Here is a 21,588-nt window from a genome sequence, read left to right as displayed (position 1 = left end):
ATTTGACGGCAGGTTATTGACTTTCCTTTGCGCAACCAAACCGGTGGCGATAAAGAAATAACTGTTCAGATTTTATCCAATTCAGCCTTTATCCAGTCATCGAGAGCGGGTATCATGCCAACCCTTTTTCGAACTCTAATGATCCGGCCCCACAACAGGGAAGTCCTATGTCGGCGGTACGCATCGGCCCATATACATTGCAGAACGGCTTGATCCTCGCCCCGATGGCGGGGGTTACCGACCAGCCCTTTCGTCAGCTGTGCAAGCGTTTGGGCGCAGGTCTTGTAGTCTCGGAAATGGTCACCAGCGACATGAGCTTGTGGAACACCCGCAAATCGCGGATGCGCATGATCCACGAAGGTGATCCCGAGCCCCGCTCGGTACAGATCGCCGGTGGCGATGCACAGATGCTGGCGGATGCGGCCCGGGCCAACGTGGAGTTGGGGGCGCAGATCATCGACATCAACATGGGCTGCCCGGCCAAGAAGGTCTGCAACAAGGCCGCCGGTTCCGCGCTGTTGAAAGATGAGCAATTGGTTGCCGAGATCCTGCAGGCCGTTGTCGCCGCAGTGGATGTGCCGGTCACCCTGAAGATCCGTACCGGTTGGGACCGGGACAACAAGAACGGCCTGACAGTGGCGAAGATCGCTGAACAGGCAGGCATTACAGCGCTGGCGGTGCATGGCCGCACCCGCGCCGACCTTTACACAGGTGAAGCCGAGTACGACACCATCGCCGCGATCAAGCAGGCGGTGTCGATGCCGGTGTTTGCCAATGGCGACATCGACTCCGCCGAGAAAGCCCGGCGCGTGCTGCACGCGACCGGTGCCGATGGTTTGTTGATTGGCCGGGCTGCCCAGGGGCGGCCGTGGATTTTTCGTGAGATCGAGCATTTTCTGCGTACTGGCGAAGTGTTGCCGGCACCGGAGCTGATCGAGGTGGAACGTATTCTGCTAGAGCATCTGGCCGCCCTGCACGCCTTCTATGGGGACGTGATGGGAGTACGCATTGCTCGAAAGCATGTCGGCTGGTATCTCGCAACCCTGCCGGGCGCCAGGGAGTTTCGCGCCCACTTCAATCGTTTGGATGATACGGAAGCACAGTGCGCCAACGTTCGTGAGTTCTTCAGCGAGCGTTACAAGAGCCTGGGGACAGGGGACGGAGAGGGGGTGGCCGCATGACGATGATGACCGAGACTTTAGTGAGTGGAACAACACCCGTGAGCGACAACGTCAATTTGAAACAGCACCTCAACACGCCGAGCGAAGAAGGCCAGACCCTTCGCGGGAGTGTCGAGAAGGCGCTGCACAATTATTTCGCCCACCTTGAGGGCGCTTCCGTCACGGACGTGTACAACCTGGTGCTCTCCGAAGTCGAGGCGCCCTTGCTCGAAAGCGTGATGAACTACGTCAAGGGCAACCAGACCAAAGCCAGTGAGCTGCTGGGCCTCAACCGTGGCACCTTGCGCAAAAAGCTCAAGCAGTACGATTTGTTGTAAGCATTCAATCAAACCAGAAAGGCGCCCGCGTAAAAAACGGTCGCCTTTTTTGCTGACTCCTTTGCTTTTGATGGAAATTGAAATGACCGACCAGACTACCCGCCTGCCGATCCGCCGCGCCTTGATCAGTGTCTCCGACAAGACCGGGATCCTCGAATTTGCCCGGGAGCTGGAAGCCCTCGGCGTGGAAATCCTCTCCACGGGCGGGACCTTCAAACTGCTGCAGGACAACGGCGTGGCCGCAGTGGAAGTGGCGGACTACACCGGTTTCGCAGAAATGATGGACGGTCGGGTCAAGACCCTGCACCCGAAAATCCACGGCGGCATCCTCGGCCGTCGCGGCACCGACGACGCGATCATGGCCGAGCACGGCATCAAGCCGATCGACCTGGTGGCCGTTAACCTCTACCCGTTCGAAGCCACCATCAACAAGCCAGGCTGCGACCTGCCGACCGCCATCGAAAACATCGATATCGGCGGCCCGACCATGGTGCGCTCGGCGGCCAAGAACCACAAAGACGTGGCCATCGTGGTCAACGCCAGTGATTACGCCAACGTGCTGGAAAGTCTGAAAGCCGGTGGCCTGACCTACGCCCAGCGTTTCGACCTGATGCTCAAGGCGTTCGAACACACCGCCGCCTACGACGGCATGATCGCCAACTACATGGGCACGGTTAACCAGGCTGCTGAAACCCTGTCGACCGAAGGCCGCAGCCAATTCCCGCGCACCTTCAACAGCCAGTTCATCAAGGCCCAGGAAATGCGTTACGGCGAGAACCCGCACCAGAGCGCGGCGTTCTACGTGGAAGCCAAGCCAGCCGAAGTGGGCATCGCCACCGCGACCCAACTGCAAGGCAAGGAGCTGTCCTACAACAACGTGGCCGACACCGACGCCGCGCTGGAATGTGTGAAGAGCTTCGTCAAGCCAGCCTGTGTGATCGTCAAGCACGCCAACCCGTGCGGCGTGGCGGTGAGCCCGGACGCTGAAGGCGGTATCCGCCAGGCGTACGAACTGGCCTACGCCACCGACACCGAGTCGGCGTTCGGCGGCATCATCGCCTTCAACCGTGAGCTGGATGCCGAGACCGCCAAGGCGATCGTCGAGCGTCAGTTCGTTGAAGTGATCATCGCCCCAAGCGTCAGCGAGGAAGCCCGCGCCATCGTAGCGGCCAAAGCCAACGTGCGCCTGCTGGCCTGCGGCGAATGGTCGGCTGAACGTGCCGAAGCCTGGGACTACAAGCGCGTCAATGGCGGCTTGCTGGTACAGAGCCGCGACATCGGCATGATCGGCAGCGAAGACCTGAAAGTCGTGACCCAGCGCGCGCCGACCGAGCAAGAGATCAACGACCTGATCTTCGCCTGGAAAGTGGCCAAGTACGTTAAATCCAACGCCATCGTTTACGCCAAGAACCGCCAGACCATCGGCGTCGGCGCCGGCCAGATGAGCCGCGTGAATTCGGCGCGTATCGCCGCGATCAAGGCTGAACATGCTGGTTTGCAGGTGGTGGGTTCGGTAATGGCTTCCGATGCGTTCTTCCCGTTCCGTGACGGTTTGGACAACGCCGCCAAGGCAGGCGTGACCGCCGTGATCCAACCGGGCGGTTCGATGCGTGATGCTGAGGTCATCGCCGCCGCTGATGAAGCCGGCATCGCCATGGTCTTCACCGGTATGCGCCACTTCCGCCACTGACAGAATTTGAGGTTTTTGACATGAATGTTTTGATCATTGGCAGCGGTGGCCGTGAACACGCCCTGGCATGGAAAGTTGCCCAGGACCCGCGCGTCCAGAAAGTTTTCGTAGCACCCGGCAACGCCGGTACCGCCATTGAAGCCAAGTGCGAGAACGTCGCTATCGACGTGCTGGCCCTTGAACAGTTGGCCGACTTTGCTGAAAAGAATGTGTCACTGACCATCGTCGGCCCGGAAGTCCCGCTGGTTGCCGGCGTGGTGGACCTGTTCCGCAGCCGTGGCCTGGATTGCTTCGGCCCAACCGCAGGTGCGGCCCAGCTGGAAGGCTCCAAGGCGTTCACCAAGGACTTCCTGGCGCGCCACAAGATCCCGACCGCCGACTACCAGAACTTCACCGAGATTGAGCCGGCCCTGGCTTACCTGCGTGAAAAAGGTGCGCCGATCGTGATCAAGGCCGACGGCCTGGCCGCCGGCAAAGGCGTGATCGTCGCCATGACCCTGCAGGAAGCCGAAGACGCCGTGCGCGACATGCTCGCCGGCAATGCTTTTGGTGACGCCGGTTCGCGCGTAGTGATCGAGGAATTCCTCGACGGCGAAGAAGCCAGCTTTATCGTGATGGTCGACGGCAAGAACGTCTTGCCAATGGCCACCAGCCAGGACCATAAACGCGTCGGCGACGGCGACACCGGCCCGAACACCGGCGGCATGGGTGCCTACTCCCCTGCCCCGGTAGTCACCGCCGACGTGCACCAGCGCGTCATGGACCTGGTGATCTGGCCGACCGTGCGTGGCATGGCCGACGAAGGCAATGTGTACACCGGTTTCCTGTATGCCGGCCTGATGATCGACAAAGCCGGTAACCCGAAAGTCATCGAGTTCAACTGCCGCTTCGGCGATCCGGAAACCCAACCGGTGATGCTGCGTCTGCAATCGAGCCTGGTGTTGCTGGTGGAAGCTGCCCTGGCCCAGGCCCTGGACAAGGTAGAAGCCCAGTGGGATCCACGTCCGAGCGTCGGGATTGTGCTGGCGGCCGGTGGCTACCCTGCCGATTACGCCAAGGGCGACGTGATTGAAGGTCTCGACGCGGCTGCTACGCTGGAAGGCAAAGTGTTCCATGCGGGCACTGCGCTCAAGGATGGCCAGGTCGTGACCGCCGGTGGCCGTGTGTTGTGCGCTACCGCCATGGGCGCCAGCGTCGACGCCGCGCAGCAACAGGCTTACAAGCTGGCTGCAAAAATCGACTGGAAAGGCTGCTTCTATCGCAAGGACATCGGCTATCGCGCCATTGCGCGGGAGCGTGGCGAAAGCCAGTAAGCCGCTATCCGTTCGGCTAGGCAAGGGCCTCTGGCCCTTGCCGTATGCAGGCCTACCCGCGCATAGTTAACCGTGCATCAACCTACGAAGGGATTTCGCCGTGCGCTGGCTCAGGATCGCCATAGGTTTCACTGTCAGTCTGCTGACACTGCTCTGCTTGTTCCCGGCCCAGGCCGCCGCGCAAGGCAGTGGCTGGGCAGTATTGCTTGATGAACAGGCCGACCTGCAACTGAGCGACATCCGTTCCTCGCGCTACACCAATCAATTCAGCCCCATCGAACTGGACCGCCTTACCGCCGCGGAACCGGACGGTGCGTTGTGGGTGCGTTTCAAGCTGCAACCCGGCAAGCACGAACAAGTGCTGCGGGTTTTTGCCCCGGATTTGTCCCACCTGAGCCTCTATGTGCTGGACGGCGATACCCTGGTGGAGCAACAAAGCACCGGCACACGCCAGCCCCAGGCCGAGCGCCCATTGCCCAGCAGCGACTTCATGCTGCCGATGCCCCAGAGCCAGAAACCTCTAGAGGTTTACCTGCGCCTGGTCTCGGAACATGAGCTGCGCCCCTATATCACCCTGGAACCGGCCGTGCTCGCCGCCGCCGACCAGACGCAGACGCTGATCTACGGCCTGCTGTTCGGCTGTTTGCTGATGCTGATCCTGCACAACATCACCCGTTTCGCCTACCACCGCTCGCGCAGCAGCCTGTGGCTGGCGGCCTGCGAAATCCTGCTGATGCTCAGCCTCGCACTGCTGCTCAACCTAATCGGCCCCTGGCTGCCAAACTGGCACGCGATCCAGACCCCCGGCGCCTACCTGGCCCTGCTGCTGACCGCGCCGTGCGGGCTGATGTTTGCCTATCGGTTCTTCATGCCTTTGGGACCACACCCGCTGAACAAGCTGTTGATGGCCGACATCCTGTTCATCGTGTTGTGCGGCCTGCTGCTGTTGTTCGTCAACACCCTGCCGCTGAACATCATCACCTATGCCCTGGTGGCCCTGGCCGGCTTGAGCATGCTGTTTGTCTCGGCCTATCACTGGCAGAAAGGCTACCGCCCGGCCCGCCTGTTCGTGGCGGCGATGGTGGTGTTTAACATCGGCACGCTGATCATCCTACCGGCACTGCTGGGCCTGACGATGGTCTCGCCCCAGGGCCTGATCGTCACACTGCTGGCGTTTATCTGCCTCAGCGGCCTGTTGATGAGCCTGGCGCTGGGCGAACGCCAGCGCGCGATTGTCGAAGCGCGCTTCAGCCTCAGCCGCGACTTGGCGGCGAGCAATGCCGAGATTGCCGCCAAGGCCGAGTTCCTGGCCAAGATCAGCCACGAAATCCGCACCCCCATGAACGGCGTGCTGGGCATGACCGAACTGTTGCTGGGTACGCCGCTGTCGGTGAAACAGCGCGACTACGTGCAGACCATCCACAGCGCCGGTAATGAACTGCTCACGCTGATCAACGAAATCCTCGACATCTCCAAGCTGGAATCCGGCCAGATCGAACTGGATGACGTGCAGTTCGACCTCAACGCGCTGATCGAAGATTGCCTGAGTATTTTCCGCGCCAAGGCTGAACAACAGAACGTCGAGCTGATCAGCTTTATCCAGCCCCAAGTGCCCCGCGTGATCAGCGGCGACCCGACGCGCCTGCGCCAGGCCATGTTGAGCCTGCTGGAAAACGCCCTGCAGAAAACCGACGAAGGCGAAGTGCTGATCGTGGTCGCATTGGATGACCGCAGCACCAAGCCGCGCCTGCGCATCGCCGTGCAGGACAGCGGCCTGCCGATGGAGGCCGCCGAGCGTGATGCGCTGCTGCACAGCGAACTGCACAGCAAGAATTTCTTCTCGGCCACCCGCTTGAACGGTCACCTGGGCCTGGTCATCGCCCGCCAACTGATCCTGCTGATGAACGGCGAGTTCGGCATCAAGAGCGGCAGCCATCAGGGCAGTACCTTGTGGCTGACCCTGCCGCTGGACCCGGAACGCCTGGAACACCCGACCTCCGACCTCGACGGCCCACTCAAGGGCGCACGGGTGCTGGTGGTGGACGACAACGACACCTGCCGCAAAGTATTGGTGCAGCAATGCTCGGCCTGGGGCCTCAACGTCAGCGCCGTGCCATCGGGCAAGGAAGCCCTGGCACTGCTGCGCACCAAGGCGCACCTGCGCGATTACTTCGACGTGGTGCTGCTGGACCAGAACATGCCGGGCATGACCGGCATGCAACTGGCGGCGAAGATCAAGGAAGACCCGAGCCTGAACCACGACATCCTGCTGATCATGCTCACCGGCATCAGCAACGCGCCGAGCAAGATCATCGCGCGCAATTGCGGGATCAAGCGCATCCTCGCCAAACCCGTGGCGGGCTACACGCTCAAGACCACCCTGGCCGACGAACTGACCCAACGCAGCAAGGGCAACGTTCCACCTCGGCCGGTCCTCAATACGCCCGCGGCCATCACTGTGCCGACGGATTTCCGCATCCTGGTGGCTGAAGACAACAGCATCTCCACCAAAGTGATCCGTGGCATGCTCGGCAAGCTCAATCTCAACCCGGACACTGCCAGCAATGGCGAAGAAGCGCTGGAAGCGATGAAAGCCCAGCGCTATGACTTGGTGTTGATGGACTGTGAAATGCCGATCCTCGATGGCTTCTCGGCCACCCAGCAACTGCGCGTGTGGGAAGTCAGCCACCAGCGTATTCGCACACCGGTGGTGGCACTGACGGCACACATTCTGTCGGAACATAAAGAGCGCGCACGCCAGGCCGGGATGGATGGGCACATGGCCAAGCCGGTGGAGTTGTCGCAGTTGCGTGAGTTGGTGGAGTTTTGGGTGGCGCAGCGTCAACAGCGCCCGGAACACGCTCCCTCTTAGCCGCAGTTTTTTGTGGTGAGCGGGCTTGCTGTGGTGAGCGGGCTTGCCCCGCGCTGGGTGGCGAAGCCGCCCCAATGGGAGCACCCCGTTTTTATAGACAAAATGCGGTGACTGGTTTTAGGGCTGCTTCGCAGCCCAGCGCGGGGCAAGCCCGCTCACCACAACACGCCAGCTCCCACATTTGATTGGGTTCGCCTGATAGACTGAGTGCACTTCTCCCGCTCGCGAGCCGCCCCCATGCTCCACGTGTTATTCAGCGTCTACCTGAAAATGCTGGTGCTCTACAGCCCGTTCTTCGTGCTGTCCTGCTTTATCAGCCTGACCCGTGGCTACTCCAGCAAAGAACGGCGCCGCCTGGCGTGGAAGGTGGCGTTGGCGACCCTGGTATCGAGCGTGTTGCTCTACTTGTTCGGCCGCGTGATTTTCAGCGTGTTCGGCATCACCGTCGACGCCTTCCGCATCGGTGCCGGCAGTGTGCTGTTTATCTCCGCCCTGGGCATGGCCCAAGGCAAGTCGGCGGTGCAGACCGACAACGTGCAGCAGGATGTGACCATCGTGCCGCTGACCATTCCCCTCACCGTCGGCCCCGGCACCATCGGTGCGCTGCTGGTCATGGGGGTGAGCCAGCCGCACTGGGATGACAAGCTCACCGCCATCCTCAGCATCGCCCTGGCCAGCCTCACGGTGGGCGTGGTGCTGTACCTGTCCAACCGGATCGAACGCATCCTCGGTGACCAGGGTTTGCAGATTGTCAGTCGGTTGATGGGGTTGTTTGTGTGCGCCCTGGCCGCGCAAATCATCTTCACCGGTGTGCGCGGTTACCTGTTGCCTTAGATCCGGTACTTGGCGATCGCCAACTGCACTTTGTCGCCCGCACTCTCGCGCATCAGTTGGATCGTCTTTTCGTTGACCACCGAGGTATTCAGTACCAGGCACGTCTGCCCGCTGAAGGCCTCGAACGAAGAGCTGTCCCACTCCAGGAAGGGCAGCCCTACCTGCTTGCTCACGCCATGGCTGCTGTAGGTCACCAGCACCATCATCAGTTCACCGTCCGTTTCGGCACAGGACGCCAGGCCGAAGTCGCCGCCCTGGTGTACCGCGCTGTTGCGTTTGAACAGTTCGAACGTCCCGGGCGCCTGCTTCAATGCGTCCAAAGCATCGGCCGCCAGTTTCGGCAAAGTGCTCAGCAAGTGCCCGGACAATGAGGTCGACGCCAGCAGGGTGGTGATGATATTCAACGCCGCCCATTGCACGGTCAGGCCCTTGCCGGAACGTGAAACCCGTTCGAAGCGGCTGCGCACCGGCAGCCACCCCAGGCTGACCATCACCTTGATGAACTCGTCGTACCAACCCTCGGTACCGCGCTGTACTTTCAACACATCGCTGACATAGCTGCTGGCCAGCAAATAGCTCTTGCGCACGTACTCCCGGTTCAAGCCGGACAAGCCTTCGGCAAACGAGATGACACTGTTGTTGACCACGGCGGCGTTGAAGTCGTCCTCTATGTCCAACGGCAAAGCCTTAAGCGCTCCAGACGCTCCCGGCAACTTGTAGGCGGCAATCAATTTGCGCCTTTTTTTATTGTTGATCCTTCTGTGATGTCGCTCCATTTTGGTTCTCCACAAGCACCCCAACTCGGGGCTTATGTCCACCCTAGTCCACTGGCTGGAGCGTTTTCCAGACGACAAACATCCCTTGGCGCCCCCCGTCAAACCGCGCCGCCCAGCAATCACGCGGCATGCCTGGCGGGCTTCCGGATTTCGTCGCAGAAAAAAGAAAAAGCCCCGGACAACGCCAGGAAAATCCCTGGGTCATTCGGAGCTTTCAGGCACCCGAGGGGCCCTTTTCAGGAGGCGGGTTTCTCGCCGTACCAGCGCGGCGTGTACACCCACTCACCGCCACCGGCACGCGGGAAGGTGGCGGTGGTGGACGAACCGATCAACACCATGGTGCGCATGTCCACCTGCTCCGGCGTCAGTTGCCCCAGGGTAGTGACGCGCAGGGTCTGGCCTGGCCGGCCAATATCCCGGCCCAGCACCACCGGCGTTTCAGGCGTACGGTGCAGTGCGACGATTTCCAGCGCACGCCCCAGTTGCCACGGCCGCGAGCGCGAGATCGGGTTGTAGAACGCCAGCGCCAGGTCCGCTTGGGACGCCAGGTCCAGGCGTTTTTCGATGATCGACCACGGCTTGAGGTTGTCCGACAGCGACATCACGCAAAAATCATGGCCCAACGGCGCACCCGCCTGGGCGGCGGTGGCGAGCGAGGCCGAAACACCCGGCAGGATTTCCAGGTCGACCTGATGCCAGGCCGGATCACTGGATTCGTGCAGGGCTTCGATCACCGCAGCGGCCATGGCGAACACGCCGGGGTCGCCAGACGACACCACCACCACCGAGCGACCTTGGGCCGCCAGCTCGAAGGCATGGCGGGCACGCTGCATTTCTTCGCGGTTGTCGGTGCAGTGCTGCACCTGATCGTCCCGGAAGGGCCCGGCCATGCGCACGTAGGTTTCGTAACCGAGCACGTCGGTGCAACGCGCCAGTTCTGCTTTCACCGCTGGCACCATCAACTCGGCAGCGCCGGGGCCCAGGCCGATCACGGCCAGACGACCACGCAAACGGCCGACTTGCGACAGGTCCAGGGGTTGCTCGGCAACGTTGATGACGATATCCGCGTCCTGGCTAACGCTGGCAAACCGCAGCGGTACACCCAGCTCCAACGCGGCTGCATGCAACGACGCCTCGGCCATCTGCGTATCACTGGCCAACAGGCACGCCAGGGATTGCACGGCGATGCCCGCCTCATGCAACACCGTGCGCACACGCCCAGCCAGTTGCGCGCCGGGCTTGCAGGTCACGCTGACGTTCTTCGGGTAGATCAGCAATTCATCGGCGGCAGGCGTGCGCGCGTTACTGCCCACGTGAATCGCCAGGCGTGCCTGTTGGTCCTGGGGCAGGTTGGCCTGGTCCAGCCACGGCGCGGCGCCTTCGATGCGTACACTTTCGCCGGCCAGCAGGTCGGAGACAAAACGCTTACCCAGCTCCAGGTCGGCCAGTTCATAACCCGCAGGCGGATTGAGCAGGCAGGTGCCGAAACGCAGCTCGCCACTGGTGGTGATCGCAGCGGCCACGTTCAACGCAGCGGCGATTTCGCGCGCCATCACGTTCACACCACCCAGGCCGCCGAGCAACGGCACCACTGCGCTGCCGTCTTCGGCCACGGCCAGCACGGCGGGCTCTTCACCTTTTTCCAGCAGCAGCGGCGCCAAGGTACGAATGACGATACCGGCCGCGCACAACGCAATCAGCGGCGTGCCTTGCTGATACAACTGGCGCAGGGTCGCGCCGAATTCACTGTAGGACTGGTCCGCACCGTCGACACGTCCGGCCAGGCCGTGGATCAACGCGCCGGGGTAGACCTGCTGGATCTTGCGCGCAGTGGCCAGGCTGCCCTGGCCCAGAATGACAATCGCCGGGCTCATCAACCTTGCCACCGTTCACCGGGCACGATGATCAGCGAGAAGTACGGCGACGACGATGGATCGACCTGATCCAGCGGCACGATCTTCTGGTTGGCCATGGTGGCGCGTTCCACATACAGCGCACGTCCGGCCAGGCCGAGCTCTTCCAGCACCTGGCGCACTTTCGGGAAGTTGCGACCCAGCTTCATGATCACGGCCGCATCGGCATCCGCCAGGCGGCGCTTGAGGTCGTCATGGGGCAACACACCCGAGAGTACCGACAGGCTTTGGTTGCGGTAAACCAGCGGCGCGCCCAGCACCGAGGCACCGCCGAGCATTGAACACACGCCTGGAATCACCTGCGCTTCATAGCGCTCGGCGAGGCGGTCGTGCAGGTACATGTAGGAACCGTAGAAGAACGGGTCGCCTTCGCAGATCACCGCTACGTCACGGCCGGCGTCCAAGTGTGCGGCGACGTCAACGCTGGCGGCGTCGTAGAAATCGCTGATCACCTGCTCGTAGGACATCGGCGCCGGCAACACTTCGGTGGTCACCGGGTACACCAACGGCATCAAGGTCTGTTGCGGCACCAAGTGGTCTTCGATGATGCCGAAGGCGTTGCCCTTCTTGCCCTTGGCCACGAAGTACGCCACCACCGGCGACTCGCGCAGCAGGCGCAGGGCCTTGAGGGTGATCAGTTCCGGATCACCGGGGCCCACGCCCAGGCCGATCAAACGTCCGCGTGCCTGCATTACTCGACCTCCGTGGCAAGGGCATTCACCGCAGCGGCCGCCATGGCGCTACCACCCAGGCGGCCCTGCATGATCACGAACGGCACGCCACGGCTGTCGGCGGCCAGCATCGCCTTGGACTCGGCGGCGCCGACAAAACCCACCGGAAAACCGAGGATCAACGCCGGTTTCGGCGCGCCCGCATCGAGCATTTCCAGCAGGTAGAACAACGCGGTCGGTGCATTGCCGATCACCACCACACTGCCTTCCAGGTGCGGGCGCCACAGCTCCAGGGCGGCAGCGGAACGGGTGTTGCCCAGCTCACGCGCCAGCTCCGGCACGCTGTCGTCACGCAGGGTGCAGATCACTGGGTTATTGGCCGGCAGGCGTGCGCGGGTCACGCCTTCGGAGACCATCCGCGCATCGCACAGAATCGGTGCGCCCGCAGCCAGCGCATCGCGCCCGGCCTTGCCCGCCCCTTCGGAGAACTGCAGGCCGTCGATGGCGTCGACCATGCCGCAGGCGTGAATCACCCGCACCGCGAGTTTCTCCAAATCAGCCGGGATGCGGTCCAACTTGGCTTCCGCGCGAATAATGGCGAAGGAGTTGCGATAGATCTCCTGACCGTCGCGGATGTAATCAATCATCGGTGTTGCTCCGTGGGCGGGCGCGCAGCAGGGCGCCCGTCGCTTCAATAGAAAGGTTGCGTGCGTGCAGCCGGCCGAAACCGGGGTGGGCTGCCTCGCGAAAATAGAGGTCGTAGTGGCCGGGGCTCACGGCCAGCAAGGTGACCGGCGCGGTGTGTGCGGCGGCGCAGGAGCGCGGGCAGCCGGACAGGTGCACGTTGTGCCGGGTGTCCAGGGCAGCGAGTTGCACCGCGTCGGCCTTGGTGTCGGCCAGGGCCTTGCCGCAGCCGCTGGAGCCGGTGCAGGCGGTCATGCGCGCCAGGGGCTGGTCGATTGAACACAGAAAGCCAAGCTGCGCCAGGCGTTCGGCCACGGCGCGAGGTTTTTCAATGTTGGGCAGCAGCACGCCCTGCCAGGGGGTGAAACGCAGCGTGCCGTCGCCGTACTCGCTGGCCAGGTGAGCGGCGCCCTTGAGCATCGTCGCATCCAGGCGGCCCAAGGGGGCGATGGCGGCGACGTAGAACTGATTCTTTTGCGCCTGTGGATAAGTGCCGAGGTGCAGCAAAGCGCCGCTGGGCGGGCGTTTAAGGCTGTCGGCCGGTAGCAGCGGCAGGCTGAGGCGGCGCAGTACGTTATCCACAGCCAGATGACGCATGCGGGTTTGCTCTGGTGTGGCGAGGTCGAGGAACGCCTCCAGCACAGCCACCACCAATGCATGGCCTTGCTCCAGCGGCACGGCGGCCAGCGGCGCATCCAGCCCCGGGCAACCGGCCAGGCCAAACGCCAGAAGCGTCTGGCCATTGCGTACGAACGCCGACAACCAAAGGTCATGGTGATGTTCGAGCATCGCCAACGCCTCACCGCCATCCAACTGTACGGCGAACTTGGCCGACAGCTCATGGAAACGCGGGTGGCTCTGCAAGGTGGCGAGGATCTGCCCGGCCAACGGGCGCGTATCGAAGAGCATCTGCGGGTCGATCCCGGCGCCGGGACTGAGCATCAGGTTGCGCACGTCGTCGCCAGCCGCGTTGTTGGGGCCGAGGTCGGCTTCCAACAGCGTCGCAATCAGCGCGCTTTCTTCAGTGCCAATCCCACGAATCTGCAGATTGGCGCGGTTGGTCGCCTCGATTACCCCGCCCGCATAGGCCTGGGCGGCATCCGCCACCGCGTGGGCTTGGGCGGCAGTGATCGAACCACCGGCCAATTTGATCCGACAAATGCCGCCGTCCAGCGCCTGGACAATACGCAGCAACCCCGGACAAGCCGAGGGGCGCAAGGTATTCACAGCGGGCGTTGGGTTCACGGGGCTACCGGTTGATGGGTAAAGGCGCGGTATTATGCCTGCTTTGTCCGGCGGCATGAAAAGCCTGCCCGTCGGATGTCGTTCAAGGAATCTTTATGTCGCCCTGGCTGACGGTTGTAGGCATCGGTGAAGACGGCTTCAAGGGGCTGGGCAGGAATGCCCGGCATGCCCTGCTGCGCGCCACGCGGATTATAGGTGCTCAGCGCCAGTTGGACCTGTTGCCGGTGTGTATTCGCGGCGAGCGTGCGTTGTGGCCGAGCCCGTTTTCCCTGGAGCCGGTGCTGGCTCGGCGCGGCGAGCCGGTCTGTGTGCTGGCCAGTGGGGACCCGATGTTCTATGGCGTGGGCGCGAGCCTGGCGCGACAGGTGGCGGCTGAAGAGTTGCTGATTTTGCCGGCGCCTTCGTCGGTGTCCTTGGCAGCGGCACGGTTGGGCTGGCCGTTGCAGGACGTGGTGACCTTATCCGTGGTCGCCCGGCCGCTGGCGGCGCTGAATGCGCATCTGGCCAGTGGCGTGCGGTTGTTGGTGTTGAGTAATGACGGGCGCAGTCCGGCGTTGATTGCCTCGTTGTTGGCTCAGTCCGGCTTCGGGCCGAGCCGAATGAGTGTGTTTGAGCACTTGGGCGGCGCGCATGAGCGGCGTATCGACGGGCTGGCTGTTGATTGGCAACACGCATCAGTCGCCGATTTGAATCTGGTCGCCATTGATTGCGTGGCCTTTGACAAAACACCCCGTCTGTCGCGACTGGCAGGCCTGCCGGATTCAGCCTTCAAACACGACGGCCAACTGACCAAACGCGATGTACGCGCCATGACCCTGGCCCGCCTCGCGCCGATGCCCGGCGAACTGCTGTGGGACGTGGGCGCGGGCAGTGGCTCCATCGGGATCGAATGGATGCGTACTCACCCGAGCTGCCGCGCCCTGGCGATTGAAGCGGATAAAGGTCGCCAAGGCCTGATCGAACACAACCGCGACGCCCTTGGCGTGCCCGGCCTGCAACTGATTCGCGGCAAGGCCCCCGCTGCATTGCTTGGCCTGGAAGCACCAGACGCCATCTTCATCGGCGGCGGCGTGACCCGCGAAGGCGTGCTCGACACCTGCTGGCAACACCTGCGCCCTGGCGGGCGGTTGGTCGCCAACGCCGTGACCCTGCAAAGCGAGATGACCTTGATGAACTGGCGCGCGCAACATGGCGGCGAGTTGACCCGCGTCCATGTCGCTCAGGCGCAGCCGTTGGGGGAGTTTGATACATGGCGCCAGGCGTTGCCGATTACCTTGCTGGAAGTGGTCAAGCCGCTATGAAACGCATCCTGCTGCTGGGCGGCGTGACTGAGGCGTTAACCATTGCTCGCACCCTGGGCCCGGAACATATCTACAGCCTCGCTGGCGTTGGCCGTGTGCCGACTGACCTGATCTGCCAGGTGCGGGTCGGTGGTTATGGTGGCGCTGAGGGCTTGGCGCAATTTGTTCGGGATGAGAGGGTTGGCCTGATTCTCGACGCGACCCATCCGTATGCGGCGCAGATCAGCCGGAATGCGGCCGAGGCTGCGCAGTTGAGCGGCGTGCCTTGCTGGGCATTGCGCCGACCGGCGTGGCAGCCGCAGGCGGGGGATGATTGGCGGGAAGTGCGTGATTGGGCTTCATTGATTGAAGCGTTGAAACCCTTCAAGCGCCCGTTGTTCACGTTGGGGCGCGAGCCGTTGCAGCACCTAGATGAGATCCCGTCAGAGCAGTTCTGGACGCTGCGTGCGCTGGATGTGTATCCGGGGAATGAACGCTGTGAAGTGATCGGCGCACGCGGGCCGTTCTTGATCGAGGATGAGCGCGTGTTGTTCGAAAGGCGCGGGATTGATGTGCTGATCAGCAAGAACAGCGGGAGCACGGCGACGGAGCCGAAGCTAGAAGTGGCGCGGGAGCTTGGGGTGCCGGTGTTGGTGTTGAAGCGGCCCGTTTTGGCTCAGGTAGATCGAGAATTTACCACCATGCCTGAGGTACTACAGGCAATCAACACTCTCTAACCAACACAAATCCCTGTGGGAGCGGGCTTGCTCGCGAAGGCTGTGCGTCAGTCACCAAATCTATTGGCCGACACTCCGCCTTCGCGAGCAATTGCGCCAGCTCAATCAATTGCGCAACGCCGAGCAATTCCTCTCGTTTCAAATAACCCGAAAAATGACCAACCATTTGGCCTTCTCATAAAAGCCGAATCCCCCTACAAACACTTCCGAACCAACTGGCTGGTTCAGCCAAAAGCTGCCGCCCTAACCTCTCTCCTCGCGAATTCGCACCAGCATCCGCGATGGAGACGCACTGCTTTTGCAGCGCATCGCAACTTGCCATTCTGTATCCCAAGGAATACGATCGAACATGATTCGATTCAAGAGATCCGACGAGTTTCAAGAGTGGCTTGATTCGTCACGCAGCAGGCCAGCCCGCGGTCGTGTGTTGACAAGATTGGATAACGCAACGAGGGGTAACTTCGGAGACTGTGCACCCGTAGGAAATGGCGTATCAGAAATGCGCATCCACTATGGCCCTGGATACCGCGTTTACTTCACACGCGTTGACGAGGTGGTTTACCTGTTGTTGATAGGTGGCGATAAATCCACGCAAAAACGCGACATCCAGCGCGCTAAAGAAATAGCCGATGAATTTGGAATAAGGAGTGACTCATGACTCAATTTAAAGACTTCGACATAGCTGAGCACCTCAAGACTCCCGAGGACATGGCCGAGTACCTTGAAGCTTCTTTCGAAGAGGACTCCGGCGACGGCTTGCTGATTCGCTCAGCCCTGAACAACATCGCCCGCGCCCAGGGCATGACCCAAATCGCCCGCGACGCCGGCCTCGGTCGCGAAAGCCTATACAAAGCCCTCTCCGCCACTGGCAATCCCGAATTCGCGACTATCATGAAAGTCATGAAAGCGTTGGGCCTGAAGCTTCACGCCACCGCTATCTGATAGCACTGCGACACCAAACCACATGCCCTGTTTTTACTTATCCCCCACGATCAGGCTAAATACCCCCCTGATCGTTTAACCCTACGGATTGTCCGCCATGGCCCGTCAACGCTTCGCAATCGCCTGGATCGCCTGCCTCGCAGTGCTGTTCAACGCCTTTGCCATGCCGATGGCCAGCGCGATGCAACAGTCCCAGGACCCGGTGCAGCAGTTGCTGTGGGGCAGTTTCTGTTCCTCAAATGGTGCGAGCCTGAAGACCATCGCCCTGGGCCAGCTGGAGATTCCGGCGCCGCAGCAGGACGATCATTCCACCATGCAACATTGCTGGTGTTGCTCGGGCTCGGCACCATTGGTGGCGTTGCCGGGGCATGCGCCGCAGTTGTATCTCACCCAATTCAGTACCTCGCAGAGCTTGCCGCCGCCCCGGCTGCAAAGCCCCACACCGCGCCAGCAATGGCCAAGCCTCAACCCCCGCGCCTCTCCAACGGTCTGATTTTCTTCGCAAGTGAACTGCGTTTAGAACCGTTCTGGAGAACTGCCATGCTCAAATCTTCCCTGCTTCTGGCTGCGTTGTTGCTGCCGGTGTTCAGTGCTGCCAATGCCGAGGACTACAAGGCCGGCGACCTGGTGGTCAGCGAACCCTGGTCCCAGGAGTTGCCGCCGAATGCGCCGACTGTCGCCGCCTATTTTGTGATTCATAACACCGGCGAATCCCCGGACCGCCTGCTCAGCGTCGAAACGCCGGTAGCGGACAAGGCAGAGTTGCACGAACACGTCATGCAAGGCGACCTGATGAAGATGCAGCAAGTGCCCAGCGTCGCCGTGCCGGCCAAGGGTGACCTGACCTTCGCGCCGATGGCGTACCACGTGATGCTGCTGGGCCTCAAAGACCGCAGCCTGTTGGCCGACGGCAAGCAATTCCCGCTGACCCTGACCTTCGAAAAAGCCGGCAAGGTCGAGGTGGACGTGTCGGTGCAGAAAGTACCGCCGATGGCCGGCCACGAGCACAAGCACCCGCAATAGGCTGACATTCGATGGGCGCCCCTCGCGCCAGGCTCTCCCCGCACGCCCGCGTAAGGCGCGGCGGTTGGATCAGCCTGTTTGCCATGCTAATGATCTTTATCGGTCCGCTGATTTCCCAAGCGATGCCGATGGACCATCACGCCGGTATGTCGATGGACATGCCGATGGACCACGGCGACTCCCATCACCCCAAAGCCCCTGACGAACACCACGCCCTCTGGTCCAAGTGCGGCTATTGCGACCTGCTCTACAGCTGCCCCGCCCTGCCCGGCGGCGTTTCAACCTTCACCCTGAGCAGTCCGCCACCCGCCAACGCCCTCACCCCCGCCACGCGCCTGGGCCATGCCCGGCAGAGCATCTTCCCCGGCGCCCGCAGCCGCGCGCCGCCCATCGCTTCGTAAGCACTTCACAGCGTTACTTCACCCCGGCCGACTCTAGACAGACAGCCGCAGGCTGCTGGCCGTGTTGTTTACGATTGATTGATGGAATTTGTCATGTCCAGGTTTTCTGCTGACACCCGTTTGGGATGTACTCCCGTGTTCGCTGTTCTGTGCGGCGCACTGCTGGCCCCGGTAGCTCACGCCGACGAAAATGAACTGAGCCCCACCGTCATTACCGCGATCGCCCCCAGCTCACCGCTGACTGTGATCACCAACCCGAAAGACCCGCGCCAACCGGTGCCCGCCAGCGATGGCGGCGACTACCTCAAGACCATCCCCGGCTTCGCCCTGGTGCGCAACGGCGGCACCAATGGCGACCCGGTGCTACGTGGCATGTTTGGCTCGCGCCTGAACATCCTCACCAACGGCAGCATGATGCTCGGCGCCTGCCCCGGCCGCATGGACGCGCCCACTTCGTACATCTCACCGGAAACCTACGACAAGCTCACCGTCATCAAAGGCCCGCAGACCGTGCTCTGGGGCCCTGGAGCGTCGGCTGGCACCGTGCTGTTCGAGCGTGAGCCTGAGCAATTCGGCGAGCTGGGTACGCGGCTCAACGCCAGTGTGCTGGCCGGTTCCAACGGGCGTTTCGACAAAGTCATTGATGCCGCCGCCGGGGGTCCGCTGGGCTATGTACGGGTGATCGGCAACCAGGCCCATGCCGATGACTACAAGGACGGCAACAACGACACCGTCGCCTCGCGCTACGACAAGTGGAACGGTGACGTCGCCGTCGGTTTCACCCCCGACGCCGACACCCTGCTGGAACTCACTGCCGGCCGGGGCGATGGCGAAGCGCGCTACGCCGGACGTGGCATGGATGGCTCGCAATTCCTGCGGGAAAGCCTGGGGCTGCGTTTCGAAAAATCCAATATTGGCGACGTCCTCGACAAGGTCGAAGCCCAGGTCTACTACAACTACGCCGACCACGTGATGGACAACTACAGCCTGCGCACGCCCTCCGGCACCGGGATGATGGCCGGGCCAATGGCGTCCAACGTCGACCGTCGCACCCTCGGCGCGCGGATCAAGGCCACCTGGCGCTGGGCCGATGTGCAGTTGATCAGCGGCCTAGACGCGCAGACCAACGAACACCGCCAGCGCAGCAGCATGGGTATCGATACCTACAAGGACCTGCCACGGGTCAAGGACGCCAACTTCCACAACTACGGCGTGTTCGGCGAACTCACCTGGTACGCCGCCGACCGCGAGCGGCTGATCACCGGTGCGCGCCTGGACCGCGCCTCGGCCAAGGACTTCCGGCAGAGCACCGGCTCCGGCATGATGACGCGGCCCAACCCGACCGCCGACAACACTCGCGCCGACACCTTGCCTTCCGGCTTCGTGCGCTATGAACACGACCTGGCCGACAGCCCCACCACCCTCTATGCAGGCCTGGGCCACTCGGAGCGTTTCCCCGATTACTGGGAGCTGTTTTCGCCCAACACCGGCGCGAGCGGTTCAGTGAATGCCTTCGACGGCGTGAAGCCAGAGAAAACCACCCAACTCGATTTCGGCGCGCAATACAAAGCTGAAGACCTTGAAGCCTGGGCTTCGGGTTACGTCGGTCGAGTGCAGGACTTCATCCTGTTCGACTACCGCCCCGGCATGATGGGCACCACCTCCCAGGCGCGTAACGTCGACGCACGCATCATGGGCGGCGAATTGGGCACGGCGTACAAACTGACGCGCCACTGGAAAACCGACGCAACCCTCGCCTACGCCTGGGGCAAAAACAGCAGCGACGGCAAGGCGCTGCCACAAATGCCGCCACTGGATGCACGCCTGGGCCTGACCTACAGCGAAGATGACTGGAGCGCCGGCGCGCTGTGGCGTGTGGTCGCTGCACAAAACCGCATCGATCAGAACAAGGGCAACGTGGTCGGCAAGGACTTCGACAAGAGCGGCGGTTTTGGCGTGTTCTCGCTGAACGCGGCGTATCGCATCAACAAACACTTCAAGGTCAGCACCGGCGTCGACAACCTGTTCGGCAAGGCCTACGCCGAGCACCTGAACCTGGCCGGCAACGCCGGGTTCGGCTACCCGGCCAGTGACCCGCAAGCCATCAAGGAGCCGGGGCGCACGCTCTGGACCAAAGTCGATATGAGCTTCTAAAAGCATCACGGACATAAAAAATTAATGCCTTGCGGAGCCCCCGATGAGCACTCAAAAGATTTCCTTCTACAACCTGGCCTGGCGCTGGCACTTCTACGCCGGCCTCTTCGTCGCCCCGTTCATGGTGCTGCTGGCGCTGACCGGCATCATCTACCTGTTCAAACCCCAACTCGACCCGCTGATGTACGGCGACCTGCTCAAGGTCCAGACCGCCGAGCACGCCCTGAGCGCCGACGAGCAACTGCAACGCGCCAAAACCGCCTACCCAAGCGCCGCGATCAGCAAATACCTGCCCCCGGCCGACGCCACCAGCAGTGCGCAATTCGTGATGCACAACGGAGGCCGCGAAGTGACCGTGTTCGTCGATCCCTATCGCGGCACGGTCCTCGGCGAGCAGGACTCGAAATACAACCTGCAAGCCATCGCCCGCGCCCTGCATGGCGAGCTGATGATCGGCACCGTCGGCGACCGCTTGGTGGAACTCGCCGCCGGTTGGGGCGTGATGCTGGTGGTGTCGGGCCTGTACCTGTGGTGGCCGCGCGGCAAGTCCTCGGCGGGTGTTCTGTGGCCGCGCGTCAACAGTCGTGGCCGGGTGTTCTGGCGCGATATGCACGCAGTCACCGGTTTCTGGGGCGCGTCACTTTTGCTGGTGATGCTGCTCAGCGGCATGACCTGGACCGGTTTCTGGGGCAAGCAATACGCTGATCTGTGGAACACCTTTCCGGCGGCAATGTGGAACAACGTGCCGCAGTCCGATCAGGAGGCGCGCGTGCTCAATACCGCCAGCCAACAGACCGTGCCCTGGGCCATGGAAAACACGCCGATGCCGATGTCCGGCGACCATGCCGAACACATGAACCACGGCGCGATGCACTCGGGTCCGGCGGCGCCCACCTTGCGCTTGCAGCAGGTGGTCGACCTGGCCAATGCACGCCACGTCGAGCCTGGCTACAGCATCACCTTCCCCACCACGGCCGAAGGCGTATTCACCGTCGCGGTGTTCGCCAACGACCCACGCAATGACGCCACCCTGCATGTGGACCAATACACCGGCAAGGTGCTGGCCGATGTGCGTTGGGAACATTACAACCTCGTTGCGCGAGCCACCGAGACGGGCGTGATGCTGCACGAAGGCAAGATGTTCGGTTGGGTCAATCAGCTGATCGTGCTGCTGATCTGCCTGATGATTTTGCTCAGCGCCGTCAGCGGCGTGGTGATCTGGTGGAAGCGTCGGCCTCAGGGCGGGCTGGGCGTTCCGCCGCTGCGCCATGACCTGCCGAAGTGGAAAACCGCGATGGTGATCATGCTCGCCCTGGCGATCATTTTTCCGCTGGTGGGTGCCTCGTTGATCCTGGTGTGGGCATTGGACCGCCTGGTGCTTTCACGTTTTTTTGCGCAACGTGAATCCGCCTCAGGTTCTGCATGAAACAGGCGAGATGCCCGGCACAGAGCCCTTCTGTAGCCTTGCGCGGACTTTGGCCGCGCAGCGAATAAGTGTTAACTTATAACACTTTCTGCGTTATCGTTGCTCGCCGCGCCCTGCGGCGAGTACTCC

At 62.2% G+C, this 21,588-nt stretch carries 20 protein-coding genes; 15 read left to right on the top strand and 5 right to left on the bottom strand.

The genetic code is table 11. From position 1 onward, the window contains the following. Nucleotides 1-167 precede the first annotated feature (167 nt). The 6 genes from dusB to OZ428_RS03695 all read left to right on the top strand — a co-directional run bounded on the left by dusB (nt 168) and on the right by OZ428_RS03695 (nt 8,207). Nucleotides 168-1,181 carry a tRNA dihydrouridine synthase DusB gene (dusB, locus tag OZ428_RS03720; RefSeq protein WP_016976994.1) on the top strand — a complete coding sequence of 338 codons (1,014 nt, stop codon included), beginning with the start codon at nt 168-170 and terminating at the stop codon, nt 1,179-1,181. After that, the gene (fis, locus tag OZ428_RS03715; RefSeq protein WP_002555375.1) at nt 1,178-1,498 is read left to right on the top strand and encodes a DNA-binding transcriptional regulator Fis; all 321 of its coding nucleotides are present in this window, start codon (nt 1,178-1,180) and stop codon (nt 1,496-1,498) included. Before dusB ends, fis begins: the two co-directional genes overlap by 4 nt. 82 nt (nt 1,499-1,580) lie before the next feature. Further along, nucleotides 1,581-3,188, top strand: a complete 1,608-nt coding sequence (gene purH / locus OZ428_RS03710) for a bifunctional phosphoribosylaminoimidazolecarboxamide formyltransferase/IMP cyclohydrolase (RefSeq protein WP_269132738.1) — start codon at nt 1,581-1,583, stop codon at nt 3,186-3,188. Nucleotides 3,189-3,208: 20 nt separating this feature from the next. Continuing rightward, nucleotides 3,209-4,501 carry a phosphoribosylamine--glycine ligase gene (purD, locus tag OZ428_RS03705; RefSeq protein WP_033897346.1) on the top strand — a complete coding sequence of 431 codons (1,293 nt, stop codon included), beginning with the start codon at nt 3,209-3,211 and terminating at the stop codon, nt 4,499-4,501. 100 nt (nt 4,502-4,601) lie between these two features. After that, a complete protein-coding gene (locus OZ428_RS03700; RefSeq protein WP_269132737.1) occupies nt 4,602-7,373 on the top strand; it encodes a hybrid sensor histidine kinase/response regulator in 2,772 nt (923 codons plus the stop codon). 237 nt (nt 7,374-7,610) lie between these two features. After that, nucleotides 7,611-8,207, top strand: a complete 597-nt coding sequence (locus tag OZ428_RS03695) for a MarC family protein (protein ID WP_269132736.1) — start codon at nt 7,611-7,613, stop codon at nt 8,205-8,207. Here the strand turns inward: OZ428_RS03695 and OZ428_RS03690 are convergent. The 5 genes from OZ428_RS03690 to cobG all read right to left on the bottom strand — a co-directional run bounded on the left by OZ428_RS03690 (nt 8,204) and on the right by cobG (nt 13,553). Then, complete coding sequence (locus OZ428_RS03690; protein ID WP_269132735.1) at nt 8,204-8,983, bottom strand: hypothetical protein; 780 nt, start codon at nt 8,981-8,983, stop codon at nt 8,204-8,206. The genes OZ428_RS03695 and OZ428_RS03690 overlap by 4 nt on opposite strands. A gap of 236 nt (nt 8,984-9,219) precedes the next feature. After that, entirely contained in the window at nt 9,220-10,857 is a 1,638-nt protein-coding gene (gene cobJ, locus OZ428_RS03685) for a precorrin-3B C(17)-methyltransferase (RefSeq protein WP_269132734.1), read from the bottom strand. Next, complete coding sequence (locus tag OZ428_RS03680) at nt 10,857-11,588, bottom strand: precorrin-2 C(20)-methyltransferase (protein WP_178918436.1); 732 nt, start codon at nt 11,586-11,588, stop codon at nt 10,857-10,859. Before OZ428_RS03680 ends, cobJ begins: the two co-directional genes overlap by 1 nt. Further along, entirely contained in the window at nt 11,588-12,214 is a 627-nt protein-coding gene (locus OZ428_RS03675) for a precorrin-8X methylmutase (RefSeq protein WP_016976987.1), read from the bottom strand. Before OZ428_RS03675 ends, OZ428_RS03680 begins: the two co-directional genes overlap by 1 nt. After that, a complete protein-coding gene (gene cobG, locus OZ428_RS03670; RefSeq protein ID WP_269132733.1) occupies nt 12,207-13,553 on the bottom strand; it encodes a precorrin-3B synthase in 1,347 nt (448 codons plus the stop codon). Before cobG ends, OZ428_RS03675 begins: the two co-directional genes overlap by 8 nt. Nucleotides 13,554-13,591: 38 nt before the next feature. Here cobG and cbiE point away from each other — a divergent pair, with 38 nt between their 5' ends. From cbiE to OZ428_RS03625, 9 genes are all read left to right on the top strand, one after another. Continuing rightward, entirely contained in the window at nt 13,592-14,797 is a 1,206-nt protein-coding gene (gene cbiE / locus OZ428_RS03665; protein ID WP_269132732.1) for a precorrin-6y C5,15-methyltransferase (decarboxylating) subunit CbiE, read from the top strand. Further along, nucleotides 14,794-15,513: a cobalt-precorrin-6A reductase gene (locus OZ428_RS03660; protein WP_269132731.1), complete on the top strand. Its 720-nt coding sequence runs from the start codon at nt 14,794-14,796 to the stop codon at nt 15,511-15,513. Before cbiE ends, OZ428_RS03660 begins: the two co-directional genes overlap by 4 nt. A gap of 349 nt (nt 15,514-15,862) precedes the next feature. Next, entirely contained in the window at nt 15,863-16,171 is a 309-nt protein-coding gene (locus OZ428_RS03655) for a type II toxin-antitoxin system RelE/ParE family toxin (RefSeq protein WP_269132730.1), read from the top strand. Continuing rightward, on the top strand, nt 16,168-16,455 hold the full coding sequence (locus tag OZ428_RS03650) for an addiction module antidote protein (RefSeq protein ID WP_233893633.1): 288 nt from the start codon (nt 16,168-16,170) through the stop codon (nt 16,453-16,455). Before OZ428_RS03655 ends, OZ428_RS03650 begins: the two co-directional genes overlap by 4 nt. A 97-nt stretch (nt 16,456-16,552) precedes the next feature. Beyond that, nucleotides 16,553-16,948: a DUF2946 domain-containing protein gene (locus OZ428_RS03645; RefSeq protein ID WP_269132729.1), complete on the top strand. Its 396-nt coding sequence runs from the start codon at nt 16,553-16,555 to the stop codon at nt 16,946-16,948. A gap of 47 nt (nt 16,949-16,995) precedes the next feature. Beyond that, a complete protein-coding gene (locus OZ428_RS03640) occupies nt 16,996-17,478 on the top strand; it encodes a copper chaperone PCu(A)C (RefSeq protein WP_269132728.1) in 483 nt (160 codons plus the stop codon). Between the two features lie 11 nt (nt 17,479-17,489). Then, nucleotides 17,490-17,879, top strand: coding sequence for a DUF2946 domain-containing protein (locus tag OZ428_RS03635; RefSeq protein WP_016976979.1), 390 nt, complete (start codon nt 17,490-17,492; stop codon nt 17,877-17,879). 93 nt (nt 17,880-17,972) lie between these two features. Beyond that, complete coding sequence (locus OZ428_RS03630; RefSeq protein ID WP_269132727.1) at nt 17,973-20,033, top strand: TonB-dependent copper receptor; 2,061 nt, start codon at nt 17,973-17,975, stop codon at nt 20,031-20,033. A 43-nt stretch (nt 20,034-20,076) separates the two neighbouring features. Next, on the top strand, nt 20,077-21,459 hold the full coding sequence (locus OZ428_RS03625) for a PepSY-associated TM helix domain-containing protein (RefSeq protein ID WP_269132726.1): 1,383 nt from the start codon (nt 20,077-20,079) through the stop codon (nt 21,457-21,459). The last annotated feature ends 129 nt before the right edge of the window (nt 21,460-21,588 follow it).

It is taken from the genome of Pseudomonas sp. GXZC (assembly GCF_026967615.1).
Taxonomy (GTDB): domain Bacteria; phylum Pseudomonadota; class Gammaproteobacteria; order Pseudomonadales; family Pseudomonadaceae; genus Aquipseudomonas; species Aquipseudomonas azotoformans_A.
The sequence above is the reverse complement of the archived record's forward strand: the minus strand, read 5'-3'. Positions and strand labels throughout refer to the sequence as shown.